This window comes from Ornithinimicrobium pekingense DSM 21552 (assembly GCF_000421185.1).
Taxonomy (GTDB): domain Bacteria; phylum Actinomycetota; class Actinomycetes; order Actinomycetales; family Dermatophilaceae; genus Ornithinicoccus; species Ornithinicoccus pekingensis.
The window spans coordinates 209,424-234,572 of record NZ_ATWJ01000014.1; the positions used below are offsets into that span (position 1 = coordinate 209,424).

Annotated in this window: 22 protein-coding genes; 5 read left to right on the forward strand and 17 right to left on the reverse strand. The window is 72.4% G+C overall.

What is annotated here, in order from left to right:
* The 5 genes from K330_RS0116695 to K330_RS0116715 all read right to left on the reverse strand — a co-directional run bounded on the left by K330_RS0116695 (position 1) and on the right by K330_RS0116715 (position 4,534).
* Positions 1–933 carry a bile acid:sodium symporter family protein gene (locus K330_RS0116695; protein ID WP_022922957.1) on the reverse strand — a complete coding sequence of 311 codons (933 nt, stop codon included), beginning with the start codon at positions 931–933 and terminating at the stop codon, positions 1–3.
* Positions 930–2,267, reverse strand: a complete 1,338-nt coding sequence (locus K330_RS0116700; RefSeq protein ID WP_022922958.1) for a flavin-containing monooxygenase — start codon at positions 2,265–2,267, stop codon at positions 930–932. Before K330_RS0116700 ends, K330_RS0116695 begins: the two co-directional genes overlap by 4 nt.
* Entirely contained in the window at positions 2,264–3,031 is a 768-nt protein-coding gene (locus K330_RS0116705) for an SDR family NAD(P)-dependent oxidoreductase (RefSeq protein WP_084617658.1), read from the reverse strand. The genes K330_RS0116700 and K330_RS0116705 overlap by 4 nt, the downstream gene beginning before the upstream one ends.
* Positions 3,032–3,213: 182 nt before the next feature.
* Positions 3,214–3,342 carry a hypothetical protein gene (locus K330_RS24570; protein WP_022922960.1) on the reverse strand — a complete coding sequence of 43 codons (129 nt, stop codon included), beginning with the start codon at positions 3,340–3,342 and terminating at the stop codon, positions 3,214–3,216.
* Positions 3,343–3,385: 43 nt separating this feature from the next.
* The gene (locus K330_RS0116715; protein WP_022922961.1) at positions 3,386–4,534 is read right to left on the reverse strand and encodes a 6-phosphofructokinase; all 1,149 of its coding nucleotides are present in this window, start codon (positions 4,532–4,534) and stop codon (positions 3,386–3,388) included.
* A gap of 112 nt (positions 4,535–4,646) precedes the next feature.
* Here K330_RS0116715 and K330_RS22020 point away from each other — a divergent pair, with 112 nt between their 5' ends.
* Entirely contained in the window at positions 4,647–5,951 is a 1,305-nt protein-coding gene (locus K330_RS22020) for a glycoside hydrolase family 32 protein (protein ID WP_022922962.1), read from the forward strand.
* A gap of 13 nt (positions 5,952–5,964) precedes the next feature.
* On the opposite strand, the gene K330_RS0116725 is transcribed toward K330_RS22020, so the two are convergent.
* The gene (locus K330_RS0116725) at positions 5,965–6,312 is read right to left on the reverse strand and encodes a hypothetical protein (RefSeq protein ID WP_022922963.1); all 348 of its coding nucleotides are present in this window, start codon (positions 6,310–6,312) and stop codon (positions 5,965–5,967) included.
* 65 nt (positions 6,313–6,377) lie between these two features.
* On the opposite strand from K330_RS0116725, the gene ctlX reads away from it, so the two are divergent.
* From ctlX to K330_RS0116740, 3 genes are all read left to right on the forward strand, one after another.
* Positions 6,378–7,406, forward strand: a complete 1,029-nt coding sequence (gene ctlX / locus K330_RS0116730) for a citrulline utilization hydrolase CtlX (RefSeq protein WP_022922964.1) — start codon at positions 6,378–6,380, stop codon at positions 7,404–7,406.
* 112 nt (positions 7,407–7,518) lie between these two features.
* Positions 7,519–8,817, forward strand: coding sequence for an Nramp family divalent metal transporter (locus K330_RS0116735; protein WP_022922965.1), 1,299 nt, complete (start codon positions 7,519–7,521; stop codon positions 8,815–8,817).
* A gap of 185 nt (positions 8,818–9,002) precedes the next feature.
* Complete coding sequence (locus K330_RS0116740) at positions 9,003–9,575, forward strand: Uma2 family endonuclease (RefSeq protein ID WP_022922966.1); 573 nt, start codon at positions 9,003–9,005, stop codon at positions 9,573–9,575.
* A gap of 15 nt (positions 9,576–9,590) precedes the next feature.
* Here the strand turns inward: K330_RS0116740 and K330_RS0116745 are convergent, their stop codons facing one another.
* From K330_RS0116745 to K330_RS0116795, 10 genes are all read right to left on the reverse strand, one after another.
* Positions 9,591–9,929, reverse strand: coding sequence for a hypothetical protein (locus K330_RS0116745; RefSeq protein ID WP_188791412.1), 339 nt, complete (start codon positions 9,927–9,929; stop codon positions 9,591–9,593).
* Positions 9,930–10,110: 181 nt separating this feature from the next.
* On the reverse strand, positions 10,111–10,593 hold the full coding sequence (locus K330_RS0116755; protein WP_156875857.1) for a hypothetical protein: 483 nt from the start codon (positions 10,591–10,593) through the stop codon (positions 10,111–10,113).
* Entirely contained in the window at positions 10,578–14,000 is a 3,423-nt protein-coding gene (locus K330_RS22980; RefSeq protein ID WP_169448605.1) for an SGNH/GDSL hydrolase family protein, read from the reverse strand. The genes K330_RS0116755 and K330_RS22980 overlap by 16 nt, the downstream gene beginning before the upstream one ends.
* Positions 14,001–14,209: 209 nt before the next feature.
* Positions 14,210–15,907, reverse strand: a complete 1,698-nt coding sequence (locus tag K330_RS22030) for an alpha-amylase family glycosyl hydrolase (RefSeq protein ID WP_022922971.1) — start codon at positions 15,905–15,907, stop codon at positions 14,210–14,212.
* Entirely contained in the window at positions 15,904–17,271 is a 1,368-nt protein-coding gene (locus K330_RS22035) for a glycoside hydrolase family 36 protein (RefSeq protein ID WP_022922972.1), read from the reverse strand. Before K330_RS22035 ends, K330_RS22030 begins: the two co-directional genes overlap by 4 nt.
* Positions 17,272–17,363: 92 nt before the next feature.
* Positions 17,364–18,437, reverse strand: a complete 1,074-nt coding sequence (locus K330_RS0116775) for a Gfo/Idh/MocA family protein (RefSeq protein WP_022922973.1) — start codon at positions 18,435–18,437, stop codon at positions 17,364–17,366.
* Entirely contained in the window at positions 18,434–19,483 is a 1,050-nt protein-coding gene (locus K330_RS0116780; protein WP_022922974.1) for a zinc-dependent alcohol dehydrogenase, read from the reverse strand. Before K330_RS0116780 ends, K330_RS0116775 begins: the two co-directional genes overlap by 4 nt.
* Before the next feature lie 51 nt (positions 19,484–19,534).
* Complete coding sequence (locus K330_RS0116785; RefSeq protein ID WP_022922975.1) at positions 19,535–20,401, reverse strand: carbohydrate ABC transporter permease; 867 nt, start codon at positions 20,399–20,401, stop codon at positions 19,535–19,537.
* Positions 20,398–21,393, reverse strand: a complete 996-nt coding sequence (locus K330_RS0116790) for a carbohydrate ABC transporter permease (protein ID WP_022922976.1) — start codon at positions 21,391–21,393, stop codon at positions 20,398–20,400. The genes K330_RS0116785 and K330_RS0116790 overlap by 4 nt, the downstream gene beginning before the upstream one ends.
* Entirely contained in the window at positions 21,390–22,817 is a 1,428-nt protein-coding gene (locus tag K330_RS0116795; protein ID WP_022922977.1) for an ABC transporter substrate-binding protein, read from the reverse strand. Before K330_RS0116795 ends, K330_RS0116790 begins: the two co-directional genes overlap by 4 nt.
* A gap of 145 nt (positions 22,818–22,962) precedes the next feature.
* Between K330_RS0116795 and K330_RS0116800 the strand changes: the two genes are divergently transcribed.
* The gene (locus tag K330_RS0116800) at positions 22,963–24,105 is read left to right on the forward strand and encodes an ROK family transcriptional regulator (protein ID WP_022922978.1); all 1,143 of its coding nucleotides are present in this window, start codon (positions 22,963–22,965) and stop codon (positions 24,103–24,105) included.
* A 45-nt stretch (positions 24,106–24,150) separates the two neighbouring features.
* Here K330_RS0116800 and K330_RS0116805 read toward each other — a convergent pair whose 3' ends face one another.
* Positions 24,151–25,098 carry a sugar-binding transcriptional regulator gene (locus tag K330_RS0116805; RefSeq protein ID WP_022922979.1) on the reverse strand — a complete coding sequence of 316 codons (948 nt, stop codon included), beginning with the start codon at positions 25,096–25,098 and terminating at the stop codon, positions 24,151–24,153.
* Between the last annotated feature and the right edge of the window lie 51 nt (positions 25,099–25,149).

Sequence of the window (25,149 nt, forward strand, 5' to 3'; positions counted from 1 at the left end):
TCAGGCGCGGGCGGCGACCTCGTCGGTCCGTGGGCTCACCCCCGAGCGCCGCCGCCACACCGCGGCGACCACGAGCCCGGCGACGATGTCCCAGATCCCCCACCAGGCGGCGACGAGCGCCATACCCCCGAGGCCGCCGAAGAAGCTGAAGACGAGCAGCAGGCCCAGGCCCGCGTTGCGGATGCCCACCTCGAAGGTCGACGCCTTGACCGACCCCTCCGGCAGCCGTGCGGCGCGCCCGATGACGTAGCCGAGGAGCAGCGCGAGCGCGTCGTGCAGGAACACCGCGACCACGACGAGGCCGATGTAGGCGGTGAAGATCGCCCAGTTGTTGGCGACGCCGACGAGGATGACGGCACCGAGGCCGAGGAAGGCGACCGGCCCGACGACCCGCCGCGCCCGGTCGGCGAAGCGCGGGAAGCGGTGCGCGAGATAGATGCCCACGACGAACGGCAGCCCGATGACCAGCAGGACCTCGGCCAGCATCGCCAGCGGGCTGAGCGAGATCTCGCGCAGCAGCTCGCGCCCGGTGGGGTGCATCGACCCCCAGAAGGCCACGTTGACCGGCATGAGGAAGATCGCCAGCACGTTGCCGACCGCCGTCATCGACACCGACATCGCCACGTCGCCGCCGGCCCGGTGGGTGAGGATGTTGGAGACGTTGCCCGGCGGGCAGCACGCCACGAGGATCAGCCCGAGCGCGAGCGAGCCGCGCAGGTCCAGCGCCAGCGTGAGCACGAAGGTGATCGCCGGCAGCACGAGGAACTGCGCGACGACCGCCACGAGGATCGCCCACGGCCGCCGCGCCGCCCGCCGGAAGTCGGCCACCCGCGTGTCCAGCGCCACCCCGAGCAGGATCAGCCCGAGCACGATGCGCAGGGTCGTCAGCGACCCCTCGTCGAAGGCGATCCGGATGTCGTCGACGTCCGTCACGGGGCCACCCCCAGCTCGGCGGTCTGCGCGCGCACGGCGCGCCGGTAGGCGTCCTTGTTGACGTAGTAGGCCATCCGCTCCAGCCCCAGGTAGTCGTAGCCGCCGCTCAGGTCGGGCCAGGCCGACGGGTCGGCGACCCTGGCCCGCATCCGCTCCGCCGCCTGCGGGTCACGCTCGCGCGCGGCGAGGTATGCCGCCACCAGCTCGGCCTGCTCCCAGCGCCCCTGCCAGCCGATCCCCGACGCCTCGACCATGCCCACGACATACAGGCCCTCGGCGGCGGGGCTGACGATCTGCAGGTAGAGGGCCGGCGCGCCCGTGCCCTCGGGCCAGGCGAGCAGCGAGCGGTCGAGGAAGGGGTAGTGCAGGCGGTAGCCGGTGGCGAGGACGACCACGTCGTAGGGGCGGCGCGTGCCGTCGCGGAAGACGACGCCGTCGCCGTCGAGCCGCTCCACGTCCGGCCGCACGCTCGCGTCGCCGTGCCCGAGGTGGTGCAGGACCAGGCTGTTGACGATCGGGTGCGACTCGTAGAGCCGGTGGTCGGGCTCGGGGAAGCCGAACCGGGTCGGGTCGCCGGTGAACATCCGCAGCAGGCGGCTGTCGACGGCCTGCTTGACCCGCGGCGGCAGCGGCCGGCCCTGGTTGAGGGTGTCGGCGGGCCGGCCGAAGACGTACTTCGGCACGAAGTGGTAGCCGCGCCGCACGCTGAGGTCGACGCTGGCCGCGTGGTGGACGGCGTCGACGACGATGTCGCAGCCGGAGTTGCCCGCGCCGACGACGAGCACCCGTTTGCCGGCGAAGATCTGCGGGCGCTTGTAGTCGGCCGTGTGGAGGATCTCCCCGTCGAAGTGCCCGGGCAGCTGGGGCACGTTGGGCTCGGACAGGGTGCCGTTGGCCACGACGACCCCCGCGTGCTCGGTCTCGACGGGTATGCCGTCGCGCCCGGTCGCGCGCACGACCCACCGCGGCGGCGCCGCCGGGTCGGCCGGGTCGCCCACCGGCTCGACCGAGGTCACCTCGGTGCCGAAGCGGTAGTGCTCGCGCAGGCCGAACCGGTCGGCGTAGGAGCGGAAGTAGGCCAGCAGGTGCCGGTGCGAGGGGTAGTCGGGCGTGCCGGCCGGCATCGGGTGCTCGGTGAACTCCGTGGTCGTCCGGCTCGAGATGAGGTGGGCCGACTCGTAGACCGTGGACCGCGGGGCGTTGATGTCCCACAGCCCGCCCACGTCGTCGGCCAGCTCGTAGCCGACCCACGGCAGCCCGAACCGCTGCAGGTTGCGGGCCGCGGCCAGCCCGGAGGGGCCGGCGCCGATCACGGCATACGGGAGGGAGGTCATGCAGGGGTCCCCTGTCGCAGGCGGCGGGTCATCAGGCGGGCGTAGGTGCGCGGCGCCAGGCGGGCGGCGTGCCAGGCGAGGTGGGCGGTGCGCCCCACGAGGGCGCGGTCGCGCCGGCGCCGCAGCACGTCGACCACCGCGGCGGCCACGTCGTCCGGGCTGACCTGGGCGCCGGTGGTCGAGCGCTCGGCGCTGCCCTCGGCGGTCGCCAGGCGGGTGGTCACGAAGGTGGGGTGGACGAGCCCGACGTGCACCCCGTCGGCCGCCAGCTCGGGGCGCAGCGCTTCCATCAGCCCGGTGACGGCGTGCTTGGCCGCGACGTAGGCCGGGCGCCCCACGACCGGGGCGAAGCCCGCGACCGAGCCGATGGTCACGACGCTGCCGCGGCTCGCGCGCAGGTGCGGCAGGGCGGCCAGGGTGCAGGCGAGCGCGCCAAGGTGGTTCACCTCGAGCACGCGCCGGTGGGTCGCGAGGTCGTGGTCGTCGACACCGCCGATCGCGGAGATGCCGGCATTGTTGACCAGCACGTCGAGCCGCCCGTGGGCGCCGACGACCTTCTCGACCGCGGCCCGGACCTGCGCCTCGTCGGTGATGTCGCAGGCGAGGATGCCGGCGCCGGGGTCGGCGGCCAGGTCCAGCCCCACGACGACCGCGCCCTCGGCGGCCAGCCGCCGACGCAGCGCGGTGCCGATGCTGCCGGAGGCGCCGGTCAGCAGCACCACGGATGCGCGCAGGTCAGCAGGGGTGGGTGTCGTCGTCGTCACGGTGGGGGAAGGCTAGCCGATCGTCGCCGGCTCCTCCCCGGCTCACCCGCGCTTCGACCGTCACCGTCCCCGCCCAGCCGCGGGTCCCACGCCAGGCCGTGGTGACCTCGTGCTGCCAGGGCGACACGAAGTCACCACACCTACGCACCGGGCGCAGGACCCCCGGCCCGTGCGCGGCCCGGTCAGCCCCCGCGCTCTTCCCTCCGGCGGCGCGTCTGGGAGACCGCCCGGCGCACCGCGAGCCAGCGCAGCAGGAGGAAGACCGGGATCGCCACGGCGACGAGCAGCACGACGGTCCAGAGGTCGTTCACGTCTCACTCCTTGCGGTGGGGTTGTCCTGCGGGGGCCATCGTCTCAGTAGAGGAACATCGGCTTGCCGCGGACGTGCCGCACCTTGGGCACGTAGTTCGGCGCGTCGTAGAGCTCGCCGACGTCGACCCGCTTGACCCCCTCGCCGGTCACCGAGATCGGCACGCTGCTGTAGCTGCCGTTGCGCAGCGCCACCATGCGGCCGGTCGACCCGTCGAGCGCGAGGTCGGCGGCCATGACGGCATAGTTGGTGGCGACCATGAGGTCGAGGGAGTCGGGGCTGCCGGAGCGCATCAGGTAGCCGACCTGCTGGTAGACGATGCCCTCGCCCGTCCGCTCCTTGATGAGCTCGCCGGTCACCTGCCCGATGCCACCGAGCTTGCGGTGACCGTAGGCGTCCTCCTCCCCCGACAGCATCATGTCGCCACCCCGGATCGTGGCGCCCTCGGAGATGGTGAGCATCGCGTAGTTGGAGGGGTTGCGGGCCTTGTCGGCCATGAGCAGCTCGCAGACCCGGTCGACGTCGAAGGGCACCTCGGGGATCAGCGCCCGGTCCACGCCCGCCAGGTATGCCGTGATCAGCGAGGTCTCCCCGGAGTAGCGGCCGAAGAGCTCGACCACCGCGATCCGCTCGTGCGAGCCGGTGGAGGTGCGCAGGTTGTGGATGAACTGCACGCCACGGGTGACCGCGGTGGAGAAGCCGATGCAGTAGTCGGTGCCGTTGACGTCGTTGTCCATCGTCTTGGGGATGGCGATCGTGGGCACCCCCTCCTCGTGCATCCGCAGCCCGTAGGACAGGGTGTCGTCACCGCCGATCGGGATGAGCACGTCGATGCCGGCGGCCTCGATCACCCGCAGCACGTGCGCGGTCAGGTCGTGCGGGCCGTCGCCGCTGACCGAGCCGGCCAGGAAGTCGGGCACGTCGGAGGTCTTGACCTTGCCTGGGTTGGTGCGCGAGCTGTGCAGGAAGGTGCCGCCGGTCCGGTCGACGGTGCGGACCGCCACCGGGTCGAGCTCGACGAGGTTGGTCGCCATCGACCCGGGGTCGTCGAGGTCGGTGCCGAGCAGCCCGCCCCACCCGCGCCGGATGCCGGTGACCTGGTGCCCGTGCTCGTGGACGCGGTTGACCACGGCCTTGATGCAGGGGTTCAGCCCGGGGACGTCACCGCCCCCGGTGAGGATGCCGATGCGCACGTCAGTCTCCGTCCTGCCGGGGGTGGCACGGACCGGTCGGCCCGCGCCGCTCGTTCGGTGCGCCTCACGTTAGCCGTCGGCCCGCGTCAGGCGCAGCAGCGACAATGACGCGGTGACGTCCCACCTGCGGCCCACCCGCCACTTCACGCCCCGCTCGACGTGGATGAACGACCCCAACGGGCTCGTCCACGTCGACGGGCTCTGGCACCTGTTCTTCCAGACCAACCCCGAGGGCGTCGACTGGGGGAACATGTCGTGGGGGCACGCCACCTCCCCCGACCTGCTTACCTGGACCGAGCACGACGTGGCACTGCGCTTCTCCGAGCACGAGGCGGTCTTCTCCGGCAGCGTCGTGGTCGACCACGACAACACCTCCGGGCTGGGCGAGGGCGACGCGCCGCCGCTGGTCGCGCTCTACACGAGCCACTACAAGCCGACCTCCCCGCGTGCGGGCACCCAGGCGCAGTCGCTCGCCTGGAGCACCGACGGGGGTATGACGTGGCGCCGCTTCGCGGGCAACCCGGTGCTGTGCCGCCAGAGCGCCGACTTCCGCGACCCGAAGGTGTTCCGGCACGCCACCGGCTGGGTGATGGTGGCGGTTGAGGCGGACCACCGCCAGGTGGTCCTCTACCGCTCCGGCGACCTGCTGGCCTGGGAGCACCTGTCCACGTTCGGGCCGCTGGGGGCCACCGAGGGGGTGTGGGAGTGCCCCGACCTGTTCGAGCTGCCGGTCGAGGGCGGGCCCGGGACCGCGTGGGTGCTCGTCGTCAGCCTGGGCGCGGGCGGGCCGGCGGGCGGCTCGGGCACGCAGTACTTCGTCGGCGACTTCGACGGCACCACCTTCACGCCGCTGCCCGGGGACACCGGCCGGTGGCTGGACGTCGGCCCCGACCACTACGCCGCCGTGTCCTTCGACAACACCGGCGAGCGGCGCGTCATGATCGGCTGGGCCAGCAACTGGGCCTACGCGCACCGCACCCCGACCCCGACGTGGCGCTCCTCGATGTCCCTGGCCCGGGAGGTGTCGTTGCGCCGCTCACGCGAGGGCCGGCCGGTCCTCCACCAGCACCCCGTCCTGCCGGAGGACCTGCTCCAGCAGCGCCTCGTCGTCCCCGCCGGTGGCCGGACCACCCTGACGCTGACGACCGAGGACGGCCGCGACCCGCTCGTCCTGACCGTCGACGCCGGGCAGGACCGCATCACCCTCGACCGCTCCCGCTGCGGGGACGTCACCTTCTCCCCCGACTTCCCGACGCTCGTCGAGGCACCCCTGCCCGGGCACGCGGGCGCTGTCGACGTCCTCGTCGTCGTGGACGCCTCGGTGGTGGAGGTCTACGCCCTCGACGGCGCGCTCACGCTCACCGCGCAGGTCTTTCCCGCGGCGCCGCTGACCACCGCGCAGGTCCGGGACGACTGACGGGCCGCCGGCCTCAGGTGTTGTCGCCCAGGCGGTGGACGCTCACGCCGTCGGCGTCCACCAGCAGGAGCACGGGCTCCGCATCGGGCCCGCCGCGCACGACGACCACGGTCTCGCCGCGGTGCCGGTCGGCGATGTCCTCCATGCCCTCCGAGCCGTCGCCGAGCAGCCCGTGACCGCTGCGGCACGGCACCCCGAGGTCCTCGGCCAGGGTCTCCACCGGCCCGCTGTCCGGGACGTCGTCGGCGGCATAGACCACCTGCACGTTCTCCCGGTAGAGCGCCGAGGCCAGCCACGGCACGTCGGTCAGCCCGGGCGGGTTGACGACGATGATCCGAGCCGCGCACTGCAGGTCGCTCATGGCCCGACTCTATGCCGCCACCGGCCGGTTCGTCAGGTCTCGGCGCGGAGCCGTACATTCTGCTCGTGAGTGCGCAGTCCCCCTCCTCCGTCATCCTCGTCCGCGCGACGAAGTTCGTCCCCAACCCCGCGACGGCGGCCGACAACGCCTTCCAGCACGTCATACCCGAGGGGCAGCCGACCGAGGAGACCTCGCGCCAGGCCCTGGCCGAGATGGACGCCCTCGCCCAGGCGCTGCGCGACGTCGGCGTGCGGGTCCACGTCTTCGACGACGACGACCACACCCGGCCCGACAGCGTCTTCCCCAACAACTGGCTGTCCACCCACCAGGGCGGCTACGTCGCGGTCTACCCGATGTACGCCTCCAACCGCCGCCACGAGCGCCGCGCCGACGTCCTGGAGATGCTCAAGTCGGCCTACCGGGTGCAGACGATCATCGACTACTCCGGCCTGGAGCCCGACGGCATCTTCCTCGAGGGCACCGGCGCGATGGTGCTCGACCACGTCTCCCGGGTGGCCTACGCCGCCGTCAGCCACCGCGCCGACACCAACGTGCTGGAGCGCTTCTGCACCGACTTCCGCTACGAGCCGATGGCCTTCGAGGCGGTCGACTCCGGCGGCGTGCCGGTCTACCACACCAACGTCATCGCCTGCATCGGCACCGACGTCGCCCTCGTGGCCCTGGGGATGATCCCCGACGCCCAGCGCCGCGCCGAGGTCCGCGACCGGCTGGAGGTCAACGGCCGCCGCGTCGTGGAGATCACCGAGGAGCAGGTGCGCCAGTTCGCCGGCAACGCCGTCGAGCTGTGCGGCCGCCACCCCGACGGCACCAAGCGTTATGTGATGGCGATGTCCGGCAGCGCTTGCCGCAGCCTGCGCCCCGACCAGGTGGCCGAGATCGAGCGCTCCTGCGAGATCGTCGCCGTGGACGTCCCCACGATCGAGCTCGCCGGCGGGTCGGTGCGCTGCATGATCGCCGGCGTCCACCTCGACCCGCGCCCCGTCGCCCCCTCCGAGCCGACGGCCACCGCCGAGGCCATCGACGAGCACCCGCACACCGCGGACGGCCAGGACATCGCGGAGGGTATGGCGTAGCGCCCGCGCCGGGCACGACGGCACTTCATCCGGCCTACCGCCTGGTCACTCCGTAGCATCGCCGGGTCCCCGCACCCGCGACGGCGCGTGCACGGCATACCAGGAGGTCCCCTTGAGCACCCAGGACTCAGGACGCAAGGTCGGCCACGACGAGAGGGTCGACGACGACCAGGGCAAGAAGGCCCGCTGGAAGCTCGTCGGCCCTGGCCTGGTGGTCGCGGCGACCGGCGTGGGCGCGGCCGACATGGTGGCGACGCTGGCGGCCGGGTCGCGCTACGGCTACACCCTGCTGTGGGCGGTCATCGTCGGTGTGATCCTCAAGATCGTGCTGGTCGAGGGTGCCGGGCGCTACACCCTGGCCACCGGCTACACGATCTTCGAGGGCTGGCGCAGCCTCGGGCGCTGGACGACCTGGTACTTCGGGCCGTACATCATCGTCTGGGGCTTCGTCTACGGCGCCTCGGCGATGTCGTCGACGGCGCTGCCGCTGGCCGCGCTGTTCCCGCAGGTGCCGCTCACCGTCTGGGCGATCGCGATGGGCCTGCTCGGTTTCGTCATGGTGTGGTTCAACCGCTACGCCGTCTTCGAGAAGATCACCGCCGCCCTGGTCGGGGTCATGTTCGTGACGGTCGTCGGGCTGGCGGTCATCGCGCTGCCCAACGTGCCGGAGATGCTCACCGGGCTGGTGCCGCGCATCCCCGACGGCGGCCTGGTCTACACCCTGGCGCTGGCCGGTGGCGTCGGCGGCACCATCACCCTGGCGGCCTACGGCTACTGGCTGCGGGAGAAGGGCTGGTACACCCCCAAGTGGATGAAGGTCATGCGCATCGACAACACGATGGCCTACGTCCTGACCGGTGTCTTCGTCATCTCGATGCTCATCGTCGGCGCGGAGGTGGTGCGCGCCGCCGGCGCCGCCATCAGCGCCGGTGACGAGGGCCTGCTCGACCTCTCCGACGTGCTCAACGCCCGGTACGGCGACGTGGTCGGCACGTGGTTCCTCATCGGCTTCTGGGCCGCGGCGTTCTCCTCGATCATCGGCGTGTGGAACGGCGTCTCGCTGATGTTCGCCGACTTCTGGGGCAACATGCGCGGTGTCGGGTCGGGCCACCCCGACACCCGCGTGGGCGGGAAGTACTTCAAGTTCTACCTGCTGTGGCTGACCTTCCCGCCGATGCTGCTGCTCTTCCTCGGCCGGCCGATCGGGCTGATCCTCGCCTACGGCGTGCTCGGCGCCCTCTTCATGCCGTTCCTGGCGGTGACCCTGCTCGGCCTGCTCAACGGGCGGCGGATCCCGAAGGAGTGGGCCAACAAGTGGTGGCTCAACGCGGCGCTGGGCATCACCACGCTGATCTTCCTCGTGCTGGGCGTCAACCAGCTGTGGGGCGCGGTCGGCGACCTCGTCGGGTAGGCGAGCACGCGGCGTCCCTCCCGGGGGGGTCACTACCGGCGTGCACAACGGACGGAAGGGCGGGCTATAAGGCCCTGGCGGACGGTTGTGCACGCCGGCCGGGTCGGGTGTGGACAGCCATCACGGGGTGGACCTCAGCCGTGCCACGCTGGCCGCCATGTCGGAGGGGGGACACAATGACGGGTATGCAGCTGCTCACCGACCGCGCCGACGCGTTCCGGGTGGGCCGTGCCGAGTTCGAGGCGATCAGGGACCGGCCGTCCGACCCGGACCGCTACGAGCTGCTCGACGGTGAGGTCCTTGTGACACCCGCACCCAGCCCGGTGCACCAGGAGGTCGTCAGCGAGCTCACCGCGCTCCTCCGCCCTCTGGTCCCTCCGCACTGGTCCGTGCTCTCAGGACCGCTCGACGTGGAGCTGGCGACGGGCGAGGGCGACACGGTCCTGCAGCCTGACCTCCTGATCGCCCATCGCGGCCGGCTGACCGCCACCGGGCACGACGGTGCTCCTGTCCTGGTCGTCGAGATCCTCTCCCCCACCACCTGGCAGCGTGATCTCGGCGGCAAGATGGCCGCCTACGCCCGCGCCGGCGTGCAGCACTACTGGGTCGTCGCGCCGACCACGCCGTCCGTCACGGTCTACGAGCTGGGCGAGGAGGGGACGTACGTCGAGCGACACCACGCCGAGGGCGACCAGCAGGTGGACGTCGCAGCACCCGTTCAGGTCATGCTCAATCCCAAGCGCCTGACCGGAGACTGAGCCACCCGACGCACGTCAGGCACGTCGGTCCCCCTCCCCGAAGGCCGGGCCGACCGTCCCCGGCGGCAGATCGGACATCGTGCGCAGGTAGCTGCTGCCGGAGACGTAGGGCTTGGCGGTGATCGCCGCCTCGGCGGCGACCCGGCTCATGGCGTAGACATCGGAGACCATCACCCAGTCGTGGGCGTCGACGAACACCACCATGAACCAGCGCCACACCTCCTCGAGGTCGACCCGCAGCAGGCACAGCGCGTCGCCGAGCACCATCAGCCGCTCGATGTGGTGCGCCCACCCCCGCTCCAGCACGCGCCGGATGACCAGGTCGCCGGCTCGAGCCCGGTGGAGCCGTCCCACCACCCCTGCGGCATCGACCGCCCGTGGCCCATTACGTCGTCAGACGTCGAGCCCCGCCTGGCGCGCCCGGTCGACGAAGCGGCCCACCGAGGCGCGGTGCAGGACGAGGGCGGGGTCGACCAGCCGCACGTTCCTCAGGCGTGGACCCTGACGTTCCCGCCTCTCCTCACGCCGGCTGTGCTCACCGCTGCGGGACGAGCTCCGCCGTGGCGGGCGCGCAGGCCTGCAGCGTGAGCTGAGCCGCGTTGGAGTTGAGGAACCACCACGTCCCCTCCTCAAGGTCCACCACCGCCGGCTCGTCCTCGACGACGTCCGCCGCTCCGCTGGCACCTGTCGCCGTCGCCGAGCCCGCGTCGTAGCGCGGCGGCGTCTCCTTCGGCCCCCAGACCACCTTGGTCCGCCCGACCTCCGGGTCGAACGGGCCGCCGTGCACGAAGCCCGTCGCCGTGAGCAGGTAGCGGCCACCACTGACCTTCACGTGGTCCTGAGGAGCCACGTCGAACGCGTGCGCACCGAGGTCGAGCGCAGCGCCGGAGGGCTGGCAGGGCGCCTGCGTGGCACGTCCCTCACCTGCTCCGGGGGACAGCGAGCAGCCTCCCGGGAGCAGCGTCGTCGCGGCCAGGATCAGCCCGAGCCCCGTCCGCACCCTCACCGAGACAGGCACCACTCACCCACCGTCACGCTGACGTCCGCGCCGCTGACCCGGATAGTGTCGGCGACCGCGCCGCAGGAGAGCTCGCTACGGGCTCCGTGCACGTCCAGGCCCCCTGCCGCCACGAGTTGGCCGAGGATCGCGGCGTCGGACGCGGTGAGGACGACGTCGCCGCCGCTGACGACGGCCGGCTCGCCGTGCGCTGCTGTGCCTCGTCCGACCCTGATGCCGTTGCCTCGCACCGTCACGTCGCCCTCCGCCGCGATGGTCCCGGCGTAGGTCCCGGCCTGTCGAAGGTCGACGGCGCAGGGCACGTAGACGACACCGGTCACGCTCCCGGCCTCGGGCGGCGTCCATACCCCGTCGACGCAGTCGGTCTCCGGGACCGCCCGGTAGTTGCTGCTGCCGGCGGACGCGCCACCGGGTCGGTACTGGGCGACCGTCGCCGCGCGCGGACCTCCCTGACCCGCGGTGACCTGTGACGGGGCTGGGTCGACGGTGATGCGGCCCCTCGTCTCCAGCGCCCCCGCGTGCTCCACCCCGCCGACCAGCTCGGTGTGGGCTCCACGCAGGGCCAGCGACCCCTCCGAGTGCACGAGTCCTTGGGCCGAGAACCTCGCCCCGGTGATCGTGAGAGCGTCAGGTGCCGTCGCAGCCGCCCAGAGGGCGGGCCGTGAGGTTACCGGTGAGACGGTCTCGCTGACCGTGCTCCCTGTGAGCTGGCTCGTCGCCTCGATGACGAGGGTGCCGCGCGCGAGCATCTCCACGCTGGGCACGCTCACCAGCACCCCTCCGTGGACGTCCACCTGGAACTCGCCGACCGGGGCACCGTTGACCGTGACGGTGACGTGCTCGATCGGCACGTCCGGCGTCGGCGAGGTCGGCCGGGTCTCAAAGCCCGTGAGGTATGTGGTGTAGGAGCCGGTGGGCCGGCCGTCGACCCGCAGCAGGATCTCCTGGACCAGCTGGGACCCGTCCGCGCCCTCGCCGCTGAGCTGCAGCCGGTGGATCCCGGGGTTGAGGTCGGGCACGACGACGGTGGTGTCGACGACGCCGTCGGCGTCCGCTGTCACCTCACCCAGGTCGGTCGGCGTCGAGAACAGCGTGAGCCGCACCGGGGTGCGCGGCGCGAAGTTGCGCACGATGACGCGCAGGAGATCCTCGAAGAAGGTCTCCAGCGGGTTTCCGTCCGCCCCTGCGGGCGGCGCCGTAGGCGTCGAGGGCGCGGCACAGCCGGAGGTGCCCCGGTACTGCGTGAGCACCTCGCACGCCATCGTCTCGAAGCCGGCCGCGTTGGGGTGGAACAGGCCGCGGGAGCGGTCGAACGCCACCTGGACGGAGTCGTCGCTCGTCCCGGGCGGCGACATGATGTTGCCGAAGATGGCGTTCTGCTGCGTCTGAAGGTAGGCCAGCAGGTCCTGCGCGGACTCGATCACCCGCTGGTTGGCGGCATCGACGTCGCAGGTGGCGCCGAAGGGCACGTAGTGCTGGGCGTAGCAGGTCTTGGCGTCGGCGTACTCTTCGACGAGCGCATCCAGCTTCTGGCGGGCGACCGCGTCGCCGGTGCCGTCGAGGTTGAGCAGCCTCGTCACCTCGGTGTCGAAGTTGTCCTTGTCGATGCCGATGGCGAGCTGGTCGCCGCTGTGCCCCGGGCACAGGGCGTTGGGCCCGAAGGAGGACTCGATATCGACCACCTCCGTGCCGGTGCTGGCAGCGGCTTGGTCGATGCGGGCGTTGATGTCGGTGATGCGCTGCCTCGCGTAGTCAATGTCCTTGGCGCGCAGGCCGCCGCACCAGGCGGGACTGTCACCGGCCGGCAGGACCCCGGGGTAGTTCACCTGCATGACGCGGGCGAAGGGGAAAGCGCCGGAGATCTGCTCCTGGCCGAACTGCTCCGCGGCGGCGAGCGTCGTGAGGGCGTCCCCGGTCTTGAGGAACCACCCGTCCACCCGACTGCACGTGGCCTGTTGAGCGATCCAGTTGATCTCCCCGGGCGCGTTCGGATACCTCGCCAGCAGCGACTCGATCAGGGCCGGGCCAACGCAGGCGGCCACGATGTCGCTGAAGCGTGCGTCGTTGCCTCCCATGCCGACGGTCACCAGTCCGACGTCGGCACCGGAGAGACCCTGCCCCTCGAGGGTGTCAAGGGCTGTCTGGACCTGGGAGTTCGCCGCGATGCCGCCGCCGATGGGCCCCACGATCGGCGGCTTGCTGCCGGCGTCGATCTCGGCGCCGCTGCACGTGCGGTCGACGAGCAGGACGGGCAGGCCGGGAGCCAGCAGGTCCCTGTTGATCTTGGCGTAGTTGCGCAGGGCCCGGTGGCACCCGTTGGGGTCGAGGTGGCTGCCGAACCGAGCGGTGTAGGTGTTTTCCTGCGCGCCGGCGGCGAGCGGGAAGTTGGAGCCGTTCTCGTATCCCTCGGAAAGATAGCGCGACGCCGGCCGGATGTCTGCGGCAGCGCCCTCGCCGGACTGGTATGAGTCACCGAGCGCGACGTAGACCAGCTCGTCACCGATGTCGACGGTGGCCGGCGGGTTCATGGTGAACGTCGCCAGGAAGATGTTGTCGTCAGCGGACGGGTTCTGCGTCGTCACCGTGATGTCGGTGTCCCCGTCCTCGACGTACGGCAGCAGGTCGTACCTCTCATCGTCGGAGCGAGGCTCTCGGGGGGTGGCGAACGGGTCGTCCGGGTTGCCCGGCCGGTCGCCCAGGCCCCCGACGGTGATGAGTGCGCCGTTGGCGGTGGCGCCGTCGTCCTCACCGCCGGCGGCGGTGGTCAGACGCTGACCGTTCACCTCCACGGTGCTGTACTGCTGGACCCCGCCCGCCTGGGCGGAGAAGGAGATCCCCAGGGACATCTCCATCGTCGTCACCGGGTCCGCGGTGTCGATCGGCGACGCCAGCCGCAGCGTGTAGGTGTCCCCGGACGTCTTGAGGGCTCCGTACAGGATGGCGACGCTCTGGTCGATCTCCACGTTCGGGTCGTCCCAGATGACCGTCAGGATGCTGCCGTCCACCAGCCAGCCGACCGGCTCCTGGTAGGTCAGGACGGCCAGACCGGGTGCGGCCGCGTCCAGGGTGTCGGCCACCAGGTCCGTCACGTCGGCGAGGTAGTTGTAGCTGTCGATGCCGCTGGGGATCTCTCCGGTCATCGGGACGTCCTGGTCCGCCAGTCGCACAGGCTGGGTCATCGGCGTCCCTGTGAAGCCCGTCGTGGCGGTGGCGAGGTATGCCGCGCGGACCTGCGCCCCCTCGGGCTTGAGGATGGTCAGGCCCGCCACCTCGCCGCGCGAGGTGACGCCGGCCGAGGACTGGGAGACCTTGCCCCGCTCGTTGACGGCCACCATCAGCCCGTCCGTGGTGTCCGCTGGTGTCATCGACATGGACACCCGCGCGTCCGCCGGACGGGTGCCCGGCACGTTCTCACCGTTCGCCTGTGGGACCGTTGTCAGCGCCCCCGTCATCACGATCGACAGTATCGGCACGAGTGCCATCTTCCAGAGCCGCATGAGTGCCTCCCCGACAGGCGAGGCGCTACCCCCCGCTCCCGTGGGAAGCGTGGCAGCAACCCGTCCGGCTTGGCAAGGGTTTGCTCAGAAAACTCTCAGGTGGCGGACAGGGAGCCGCCTCATGCGGAGAGCCACAGCACGTCATACCCCTGGAGGGTGACGGCACCCGCGCCGCTGGTGCCGTCGAGGAGGTCGCGCCACGCACCCTCCCAGGGGACGGTGACCGCCTCGCCCGTCACGTTGGTCAGGCTGACCACGCTCGAGCCGTCGTCGGCGGTCCGCCGCACGGCGAAGACCCGTGGGTCCAGCTCGAGCACCTCCTGGTCGCACCAGGGTGAGAACGCCGCGACCTCCCGGCGTCGACGCAGCAGGCCGGTGATGCCGTCGAGCACCTGACGCCGACGCCCTTGCGTGGCGAGGTCGAAGTCGAGCTCGTCGGCGTCGAGCACCGCGCGGTTGATGCGCCGGGCGATGCCGCTCTCGGCGACGGCGGCGAGGTCGGAGCGGCTGCCGAGGAGGGAGTGGACGTAGATCGCGGGCACGCCGACGACCGACAGCAGGATGTTGTGCGCGGCGACGGCCTTGCGGGCGAAGGTCGCGTCGTCCGCGGCCTCCTGCGGGGTGCACAGCGCGTCGAGGTAGCTGATGTTGAGCTCGTAGACGGTGGTGCTGCCGTCGGGCTGGTCGGCGAGCGAGACCTGCCCGCCGTGGGCGAGCACCCGGTCGGCGAGCGCCTGCCGCTCCGGCTCGGTCAGCAGCCCCTGGGTGGGCCGCAGCCCGATGCCGTCGTGGCTGGCCAGGAAGTTGAACCAGGTCGCGCTGTCGCTGACCGGCCCGACCGTCGCCGCCCATCGCGACAAGGCCCCGGTGTCGCCGGCGACGAAGGAGTGCAGGACCAGCGGCGGCAGGGCGAACTGGTAGACCATGTGCGCCTCGTCGGTGCCGTCGCCGAAGTAGGAGATGTTGTCGGCGTGCGGCACGTTGGTCTCGGTCAGCAGCCGCGCGCCGGGGCGGGCGTGGTCGACCAGCGCGCGCCACAGCTGGACGATCGCGTGGGTCGCGGGCAGGTGGATGCAGGAGGTGCCGCTCTCCTTGACCAGGTAGCCGATGGCGTCCAGGCGCACCGTGGTCGCACCGTGCGCGAGATAGCTGAGCAGCACCTCGGTCAGCTCGACCAGCACGGCCGGCGTCCCGACGTTGACGTCGACCTGGTCGGCGCCGAACGTCGTCCACGCCGAGCGCACGGTGCCGTCGGGCGCCTCGTAGTCGTGGAAGAGCGGGGTCGTGCGCGGGCGCACGACCTGGGAGACGTCGCGGTGGTCGCCCTGCTCGATGTAGAACCCGCGGCGGCCCGGCAGCCCCGCGAGCCAGCCGACGAACCACGGGGAGCTCGCGGAGGTGTGGTTGGCGACGAAGTCGAAGGCGAGGTCGTGGTGTCGCCGCAGCGCGTGGACGTCGTCCCACTCCCCGACCGCAGGGTTGACCGAGCGGTGGTCGACCACGCCGAAGCCGTCGTCGGAGGTCCACGGGAAGAACGGCAGCAGGTGGATGTCGGTGACCAGGTCACCCACGTGCTCCTCGACGACCTCGCCCAGCGCCCGCAGGGGCACCTCGCCCGCCCGCTGCACCGAGTCGGCGTAGGTGATGAGGAAGGCGCTGCGCTGGTCGAAGCGGCGCACCGGCGGCGCGGCCCGCAGCGCGAAGCGGTAGCGCTCGGCCAGCCCGACCAGCTCGGGCGCCAGGTTGTTGGGCACCCACCGGTAGACGACCGCGAGCAGCTCCTCCACCCGACGCTGCAGGTCCTCCAGCTCGCTCACCCCAGGTCTCCTCTCGCTCCGCGGGCGCGCACCTCGCCGGCCGCGACACCCAGCCCCTCCGCCACCGTCGCCTCGTCGAACCGCGGCGCAGGCGGGTCCGACAGCACGCCGCGGACGAGGCTGCGCCCGCGCTCGTCGAGCTCGTCCCACCGGTCCGACCAGGACCGCATACCCCCGAAGCGCCGGCTCTCGGCCGCCCACCGCTCCCGCAGCGCGAAGCCGGGCCGCGCCACGACGACGTCGGGGTCGTCGGTCCACAGCCGACCGTGCGTCCAGGCCCGCGCGGCCGTCGACATCAGCCCCCGCAGCCCGCGCGACCCGTCGGCGGCACCCTCGTGGAAGGTGTCGGGCGAGACCCGCATCGCGTCGACCAGCCCGACGCTCGGCAGCAACGGCGCGCCGCACGCGAGGAGGGTGCAGTCCTGCCCCATCACCTCCCGGACCAGGGACAGGCCAGCGCGGTATGCGGTGACCGCCTCGGCGCGGTCGCGCCCGGGCCCGGGGAGCGCGCCGGCGTAGAGGAAGTCGAGCTTGAGGTAGTCGACGCCGAGCCGGCGCAGGGCGGTCAGGTGGCCGCGCAGCAGGTCCTGGACGCCGGGGTGGAGCAGGTCGAGGCCGACGAGGTCCTGGCCCCAGTTGCGCCCGGCGTCGCCGGTCAGCCACCCGGGGTGGTCGCGGGCGAGCTCGGTGTCGCGGCCGACGAGGAAGGGCGCCAGCCAGATGCCCGCCCGCAGCCCGGCCTGCCGCACCTCGGCGACGACGCGCTCGAGGTCGCCGAAGCCGGGGCGGGTCCGCAGGCCGTCGCCCAGGCCCGTGCTCCAGCCGTCGTCGACCTGCACGATGTCGGTGGGCAGGTCGTGCTCGCGGATGTCGGTGAGCGCGGCGCGGACGTCGTCGGCCGTGACCTGCTCGAAGTAGCGGTACCACGAGCACCACACCCGCGGCTGCTGACCGGTGCGGGCGCCGAGCCGTTCGCCGATCGTCGTGCCGGCGGCGACGAGGGCCGCAGCTGCGGTCGGGGCGGTCCACCGCTCCACCTGCCCCGACGCCTCGACGGCCAGGTGCCAGCCGCGCTCCTGCACGGTGATGGTGGCCGGGTCGCGCAGGTCGGCGCTGAGGTATGCCGTGACCGGCCCCCCGTCGCCGGGGTCGACGACCGCCAGCCCCTCCGCCTGGTATGCCGTGGGGTGCAGGTCCGTTCCGGGCCGGTAGCGCATCACGTGCTGCCAGGGCTCCTCGGGCAGCAGCGGTGGGACGCCCGCGGGGTAGCAGGTGGCGGGGCTCCAGCTCTGCCACCCCTCGGCGTAGACGCGCCAGCGGCCGGCGGTGGCGGGCAGCTCGTCGACGGTCTGCAGGTCGGTCACACCACGTCCTCGGTGGGGCTGGGGGCGGTCATACGGCGTCCTCGGTGGGGCTGGGGGCGGTCATACGGCGTCCTCGGTGGGGCGGGGGGCGGTCATCCGGCGTCCTCGGTCGGGAGAGGGGTGGTGGGGAGAGGGGTGGGGAGAGGGGTGACGGGGGTGCCGCCCTGCGCGGCGGAGTCGCGGGCGGCGAACATCAGGCGGAGGGAGGCGATGGCGGAGGTCAGGGAGTTCTCGGGCTCGCGGTCCTCCGCGATGGCGGTGAGCAGCTCGCCCATGGCGCCGGCGAAGCCGTCGACGAACCACGCACCGGTCAGCGGCAGCTGCTCCTCGGCGGTCCCGTCGTCGAGGCTGAGGCGGTCGGAGTCGAGCAGGACGCTCCCCCTCAGCGTCCCCGTGGTGCCGTGCACCCAGAACGCGCAGCCCGGCGTCGTCGCGACGCCGCTGCCGGGGATGCGGATCGTCGCGGTCGCGCCGGAGCGGGCCTGCATCACGATCGTCGCCGACCACGGGTTGAGCGAGTCCGCCGGCTGGCCCGGGAGGCGGGAGTCGAGGGCGATCACGTTGACCACCTCGCCCTGACCCTCGGCCGACCCGTCGAGCAGCCACATCCTCGTGATGTCGACCCAGTGCAGCAGGTAGTCGGTGAGCAGCATGTGCTCGACCCGGTCGAAGTGGGTGCCGGTCAGCGGAGGCAGAGCCTTGTCGTGCACGTGCGTCACGCCGACCACCTCCCCGACGCGACCCTCGCGCAGCAGCAGGCTGGCCGACCGCCAGGGCGGGGCCCAGCGCGCGTTGTGGTTGACCGCGACACGCAGCCCACGGCGGGAGGCGTCGCGGACCAGCTCCTCGAGCACCGGCAGCTCGCCCGCGTCGAGCGTCACCGGCTTCTGGGCCAGCACGTGCTTGCCCGCCTCCAGGCAGCGGCGGACCAGCGCCACCCGGCCCTCCGGCCCGGTCGCGATGTCGACCACCCGCACTTCGGGGTCCGACAGCAGGTCGCCCACGTCGTCGTAGACCCGCCCGACGAAGGGGAACCGTTCCAGCACGTCGGCGGTCCGCTCCGGCCGCCCGCACACGCCGACGACACCGATGCCGTGCTGCTCGTAGGCCGGCAGGTGCGCCGACGCGGCGATGCCGCCGTAGCCCAGGACGGCCACGCCGCTCATGCCGGTGCCCCCGGGAAGCGGAGCAGCACCTGCAGCACCTCAGGGTCGCCCTCGTCGAGCCGCCGGAACGCCTCCCCCACCTCCGAGGCGTCGACCACGTCGGTGATGAGCGGGTCCACGTCGACCCGGCCGGCCAGCACCAGCTCCATGAAGACCTGCACCAGCCGCGCCTGGTCCCAGCTGGTCGACAGCCCGACGGGCACGCCGCCGATCTGGCTGGCGACGATCCGCACCCGGTTGTGGTGGAACTCCTCACCGAGCCGCAGCCCCTCGGCCCCGCCCTGGTAGAAGCCCGCGGCCGCGACCACCCCGTCGACCCGCACCGCGCGGATCGCCTCGTGCAGCGCCGCGACGGCCCCGCTCAGCTCGACCGCGCCGTCCACCCCGCCGTCGGACCACCGCCGCAGCAGCGGGCCCACGCCGCCCTCCGCGCGCGGGTCCAGGGTGAGCTCGGCGCCATACCCCTGCGCGACCTCGAGGCGGCGCGGCGCCATGTCGACCGCGGCCACCCTCGCCCCGGCGAGCACGCCGAGCCGCGTCGCGAGCAGCCCGATGACGCCCTGGCCGAAGACCGCGACGCGCGAGCCGAGGCGGGTGTCGGCGGCGAGCACGCCGTTGAGCGCGATGGCGCCGACCCGGGCGAAGCAGCCGGTCCGCGGGTCGACGTCCTGGCCCAGGGTCCGGCCGACGAGCGTGCGCGCGGGCCGCACGGCCTCGCTGCGGTGCCCCCAGATGCCGTGGACGAGGTCGCCCACGCCCAGCCCCACCACGCCCGGGCCGACCTCGACCACCTCCCCCATCTCCGAGTAGCCCCACCCGGCCACCGGGTAGGCGAAGCTCGGCGGGCCGTCGCGGAAGATCCGCTCCTCGGCGTCCCAGGTGCGGGTGAGGTAGGGGTTGGAGCCGCGGTAGGCGGTCAGCTCGGTGCCGGCGGAGATGCCGGAGTACCACGTGCGCACGCGGACGTCACCGGGGCCGACCTCCTCGACCGGGCACTCCTGCAGCTCCACGACGCGCGGTGCGGTGAACGTGACCACGGAGGGCACGGGGGACCTTTCTGCTGGGGTATGGGGTGCAGGGGCGGGCGAGGTGGGTGCTCAGCCCTTCTCGGCGCCGGCGGTCAGGCCGCCGGCCAGCCACTTCTCGGACAGGAAGAACATCACGATGATCGGCAGGGTGAGGATGACCGAGCCGGCCATCAGCACCGTGGTCGGCACCTCGATGCTGCCCGACAGCTGGGCCAGGCCCAGGGAGACGGTCCAGTTGTCGCGCCGCTCGACGAGGAAGAGCAGGGCGAAGAGGAACTCGTTCCAGGCGATCATGAAGATGAACAGCGCGTTGGAGGCGATCGCCGGCAGCGCCAGCGGCAGGCTGACCTTGCGCATCGCCTGCAGACGGGTGCAGCCGTCGACGGCCGCGGCCTCCTCCAGGCTGGCCGGGATGGTGTCGAAGTAGTTGCGCAACATGTAGATCGACACCGCCGCGACCTGCGCGACGTAGACGATGAGCAGCGCGACCAGCGACCCGCGCAGCCCGACCCGGGTGAAGAACACGAAGAGCGGGATGGCCAGCAGGATCGCCGGGAAGAAGTAGACCGAGAGGAACAGCGCGCCGATCTGGCGGCGGCCGAAGAACTCCAGCCGGCTCACGGCATACGCCCCCGGGATGGCGACGAAGAGCGTGATCGCGACCGTGCCGAGGGCGACGAGGCCGCTGTTGCGGATGAAGCGCAGGAAGCCCTGACCGCCGTCGGACTGCGACTTCAGCACGTCGATGTAGGTGGTGAAGTTGAGCTCGTCGAGGTTGGGCCACAGGGCGCCGGGGTTGGCCAGGACGCCTCCCAGGGAGCGGAAGGACAGCATGAGCATGTAGTAGAAGGGGAAGGCCGCGGCGAGCACCAGCAGCCCGATGACGACGGGGCGCAGCACGCGCAGGGCGCGACGCTCGAGCTGGTCGCGGCTCATGCCACCTCCTCCTTGCGGCCGAAGAGCTTGAGGTAGACGAAGACCAGGACCGCCAGGATCGCGGCGAGCACGATCGCCAGCGCCGCGGCCTGGCCGATGTTGCCGCGGGCGATGAGGTAGTTGAAGACGCGGACGGTGACGACCTGGGTGCCGGCGGCGCCGCCGGTCAGCAGGTAGATGTCGTCGAAGTTGTTGAAGGTCCAGATGAAGCGCAGCACCGTCAGCACGGCGATGGTCGGCATGAGCTGGGGCAGGATGATGTGGCGGAACTGCTGGGTCGGCGTCGCCCCGTCCACGGTCGCGGCCTCCTCGAGCGCGCCCGGCATACCCTCCAGCCGTGCGGTGATGAAGAGGAAGGCGAAGGGGAAGGAGCGCCACGCCTCGAAGGCGATGACGGTGGCCAGCGCCGTGGTGATCGGCAGGTCGACGAGGCCGAAGAGGGAGACCGGGGTGCTCTCGGAGAGGAAGGCGATCGGGCGCTCCCACAGGTTGAGCTCGGTGCCCCAGTAGTTGACGAGGCCGAACTGCGGGTTGAGCAGCGTGGACCACACGAACGCGCAGGCGACGACCGGCGCGACGTAGGGCAGGAGGAGCACCGAGCGCACCAGGCCCCGGCCGCGGAAGGGCTTGCGCAGCGCCAGCGCCGCGAGCAGGCCGAAGCCGATCGCGCCGGCGGTGCCGAGCACGGAGTAGGTCAACGTGACCGTCAGGGCCTCGACGAAGCCGTCGGCGGTGATGACCGCGCGGAAGTTGTCGAGGCTGTAGTCGCCGAGCAGCCCGGTCTGGCGCAGGTTGAGCAGGCGGACGTTCTGGAACGCCAGGGAGAAGGTCCACAGGATCGGCAGGACCACCATCACGAAGACGATGATGAAGGTGGGGCTGATCAGCAGGTAGCCCGCGCGGCGGTCCTCCTTGACACGGGCGGACCGTGGGCGCCGACGGGTCTGCGGCGCAGGCCGCTCGACCGCCGGCGCCCCGTGCCCGACGCTCATCGCATCGAGTCCGCGACCGAGCTGATGGTCTCGGCCGCGCTCTGCGCGGCCTCCTCGGCCGGGGTGCCGGTCGTGACCGCGTTGACCGCGCCGGCGACCGGCTGCTCGCCCTGCAGCGCGCCGAGGAGGTTGCCCTGGCCCTGCGGGATCGCCCAGCGGTTGAGGTTGGACGCGCCCTCGGTGAGGGCGGTGATGACGTCCTCGCCGTAGAAGTCGGTCAACGGCGCCTTGGTGTCGACGCCGACCTCGAGCTCGGCCCACTGCTCGGAGTAGGTCTCCGGCTCCTCCGGGGTGCCGGTGCGGACCGGGACCTTGCCCTCGGGGGCGATCGCGATCCACGGCATGTAGCCGTCGTTCATCATGTAGGTGATGAACTCCGAGGCGCCCTCGGTGTCGGCCTCGGCCGGCACCAGCCAGGAGGTGATCTCACCGAAGGTCACCGGCTCGGTGCCCGAGGGGCCGGAGATGGAGGTGACGATGCCGCTGTTCTCCGCCAGCCAGCCCGGGTCGTCGGCGCACTCCTCGCAGGTGGGCAGGGCGTCGTCGCGCAGGCCGGCCAGCTCGTCGAGGATGAAGGTCGACCAGACCATCATCGCGGCCTCGCCGGCGAAGTACTGCGCGCGGACGGTGTCGACGTCCTGGATGCCGGAGACCGAGTAGTCAGAGATGAGGGTGCCGTAGAAGTCGAGCGCCTCGACGCACTCGGGGTTACCGAAGGTGACCTCGCCCGCGTCGTCGACGAGCTGGCAGTTGTTGCCCAGCGCGATGTGCTCGAAGGTCTGCTCGGTGAAGGCGTCGGCCGGGGCGTTGGCGCCGACGAAGCCGGCCATGCCGTCGCCGTTGAGCTCCTCGGCGGCCGCGGTGATCGCCTCGTAGGTCTCCGGCGGCTCCAGGCCGGCCTCCTCGAAGAGGTCGGCGCGGTAGACGAGCAGCTGGGTCCACGACTCGCTCGGCACGGCCAGCGCGGTGCCCTCGTCGGAGACCAGCTCGATCGCGCTCTCGTTGAAGGTGCCCGCGTCCAGGCCCTCGATGATCTGCCCGGCGACGTCGGGCTCGATGAGCTCGTTGGCCGACAGCGAGCGCACCTGCGGCAGCGAGGCGCCGCCGATGACGTCGGGCAGGTCGCCGGCCGCGGCGGAGCTGGTCAGCAGCTGGTTGAACTGGTCCTCGGCGACCGGCACCAGCTCGACCTCGGTGCCGGTGGCCTCGACGTAGTCGTCGACGATCGCCTGGGTCGCGGCGACGCGGTCGGGCAGGTCCTCCTGGATCCACACCGTGATGCCGGCGCCGTCACCGCCTGCGGTGCCCTCGCCGCCGTCTCCCCCGTCACCTCCTCCGTCGCAGGCCGCGAGCGGGACGGCCAGCGCGGCCGCGGCGAGCACGGCGAGCCTGGGGCGGGAGCTGAAGCGGGTATGACGTGCCATGAGCGGGTCCTCCGGTGTGGTCGTCCTTGACTTCTGCTCAAGCATTAGGCAATAAAGAGGCGCACGTCAAGCAATAATGGGTCACGATCTAGTCTCGACGGACCGCACCGCCGGGTGCGGGCCCACACCACGGAGGTGAGCGCGCGTGCCCGTGCAGGCCGGCGACATCCTGCAGCTCATCCGCTCCGGCGAGGCCACGACCAGGGGCGACCTGCTCGAGGCGACGGGCCTGTCGCGGATGACCGTGGCCCAGCGGGTCGCGCTCCTGCTCGACGCCGGCCTGGTGGTCGAGACCTCGGCGGCGACGGCGGGGCGGGGCCGGCCGCGCAAGAGCCTGCGCTTCAACCACGAGCACGCGGTCGTGGCCGTGGCGGCCGTCGACACCACCCACACGGTCACCGCCGTCACCGACCTCGAGGGCCGCGTCCTGGCCCGTGAGCGGATCGAGCCGCGCGTGGCCGACGGGCCGCTGCCGACGCTTAGCGCGATCAGCGAGTCGCTGGCCGGGCTAATGACGCCGGACCTGCCGCCGCTGGCCGGCATCGGGATCAGCGTGCCGGGGCCGGTCGACCCGGCGACCGGACGTCCGTCGGAGCCGCCGATCATGCCCGGCTGGGACGCCTACCCGATCGCCGAGCACCTGCAGGAGCACGTGGCGGAGGTGCCCGTCCACACCGCCAACGACGCCGACGCCGCGGCGGTCGGTGAGTATGTCGCGGAGTTCCGCGGGTGCCGGTCGCTGGTCATGGTCAAGGTCTCGACCGGCATCGGCACCGGGATCGTGCTGGGCGGGCAGCGCTACACCGGCGCCGACGGCGGCGCCGGCGACATCGGGCACGTGCGCGTCGAGCACCCGGTCCCCACGAGGTGCATGTGCGGGGCCAGCGGGTGCCTGGCCGCCGTGGCCAGCGGTCGCGCCGTGGCTGCCCAGCTGCGCGAGCTCGGCCGGGACGCGACGGCCGGCCACGACGTCGGCACCCTGCTGCGGGCCGGTGACCACGACGCCCTGCGCCTGACCCGGGAGGCCGGACGGCGGATCGGCGAGGTGCTGGCCACCGTCGTCTGCGTGCTCAACCCCGAGGTGGTCGTCGTCGGTGGAGACCTGGCGTCGACGTCGCTGATCACCGGCATCCGGGAGACGCTCTACGGCCGCTCGCTCCCCCGCGCGACACGGCACCTGCGGCTGGCGCTGGGGTCGCTGCGCGAGGACGCCGCGGTGATCGGGCTGAACCGGGTCGTCGTCGACGCGGAGTTCGGCCCGGAGGCGGTCACCGCGCGGCTGCCGTGACGACCGACGGCTCCGACCTGGCCCACGGGCCGTCCCCCGACGGCCTCACGGCGACAGCTCGAGCAGCGCCTCGGCGACCTCCGCCGTGACGACCAGGGCCGTCACGAGCCCGCCCCGCACCGCAGCCGCCAGGGCCGGCGCCCTCGCCGGCTGGTGGCAGCTGGCGAGCACCGTCGGGATGGCGGACAGCTGCTCCCCGCTCAGCGCTATCACCCGTCGCGACACGGAAGTCTGCACCAGCCGGCCGCGGTCGTCGAAGAAGACCCCGGCGATCTCGCCGACGGCGCCGGCCGCGGCCACCTTCTCTCGCGCCGCGTCGTCGACGAGGTCGTGGATCGTGGACTCCCCCGGGGCCCAGGCCCCGACGCCGACCATCGCCACCGTCACCGTGCTCGCGGCGCCCAGGGTGTCGCGCACCGCGACGTCACGGCGCACCGCCTCGGCCGCCTCCGCGTCGGGCATGACCAGGGGCGCGAAGAAGACCTGACGCCCACCCCCGGCGATCCTCGACGCACGACGGACGATGTCGACCGTGCTGCTGTCCACGGGGGTCGTGGCCGCCGCACCGCTGAGCTGCACGACCGGCACGCGGGGCAAGGTGGTCAGCGCGTCGACCATGGCGTGCCCCGACCGGCTCCACGGCATACCCAGGACGTCCTGCGGACCGAGCAACCGGCCCAGCAGCTCGCCGGCGGCGCGCCCCACGTCCTGCTGCGGCGCGTCCGAGTCGGGCACGACCCAGCACTCCCGCAGGCCCCACCTGTCCCTGACCTGGGCGGCGAGCTCGAGGACGGCGTCGTCCACCGGCTCGACGACCTCGATCCGCACCATCCCCGACCGCTTGGCCTGGTCCAGCAGGCGGGCCACCTTGAAGCGGCTCAGCCCCAGGTCCGCCGCGATGTCGACCTTGGACTCGCCGTCCAGGTAGTACCTGCGCGCCACGGCCGCGGCCGTGCGTCGCTCTGCCTGGTCCAGGACGTCTTCCCGTCCCATCGCACGCCGCCTTCCCTCCTCGGTCCGACCTCGTCGGCCGCAGGACCCCTT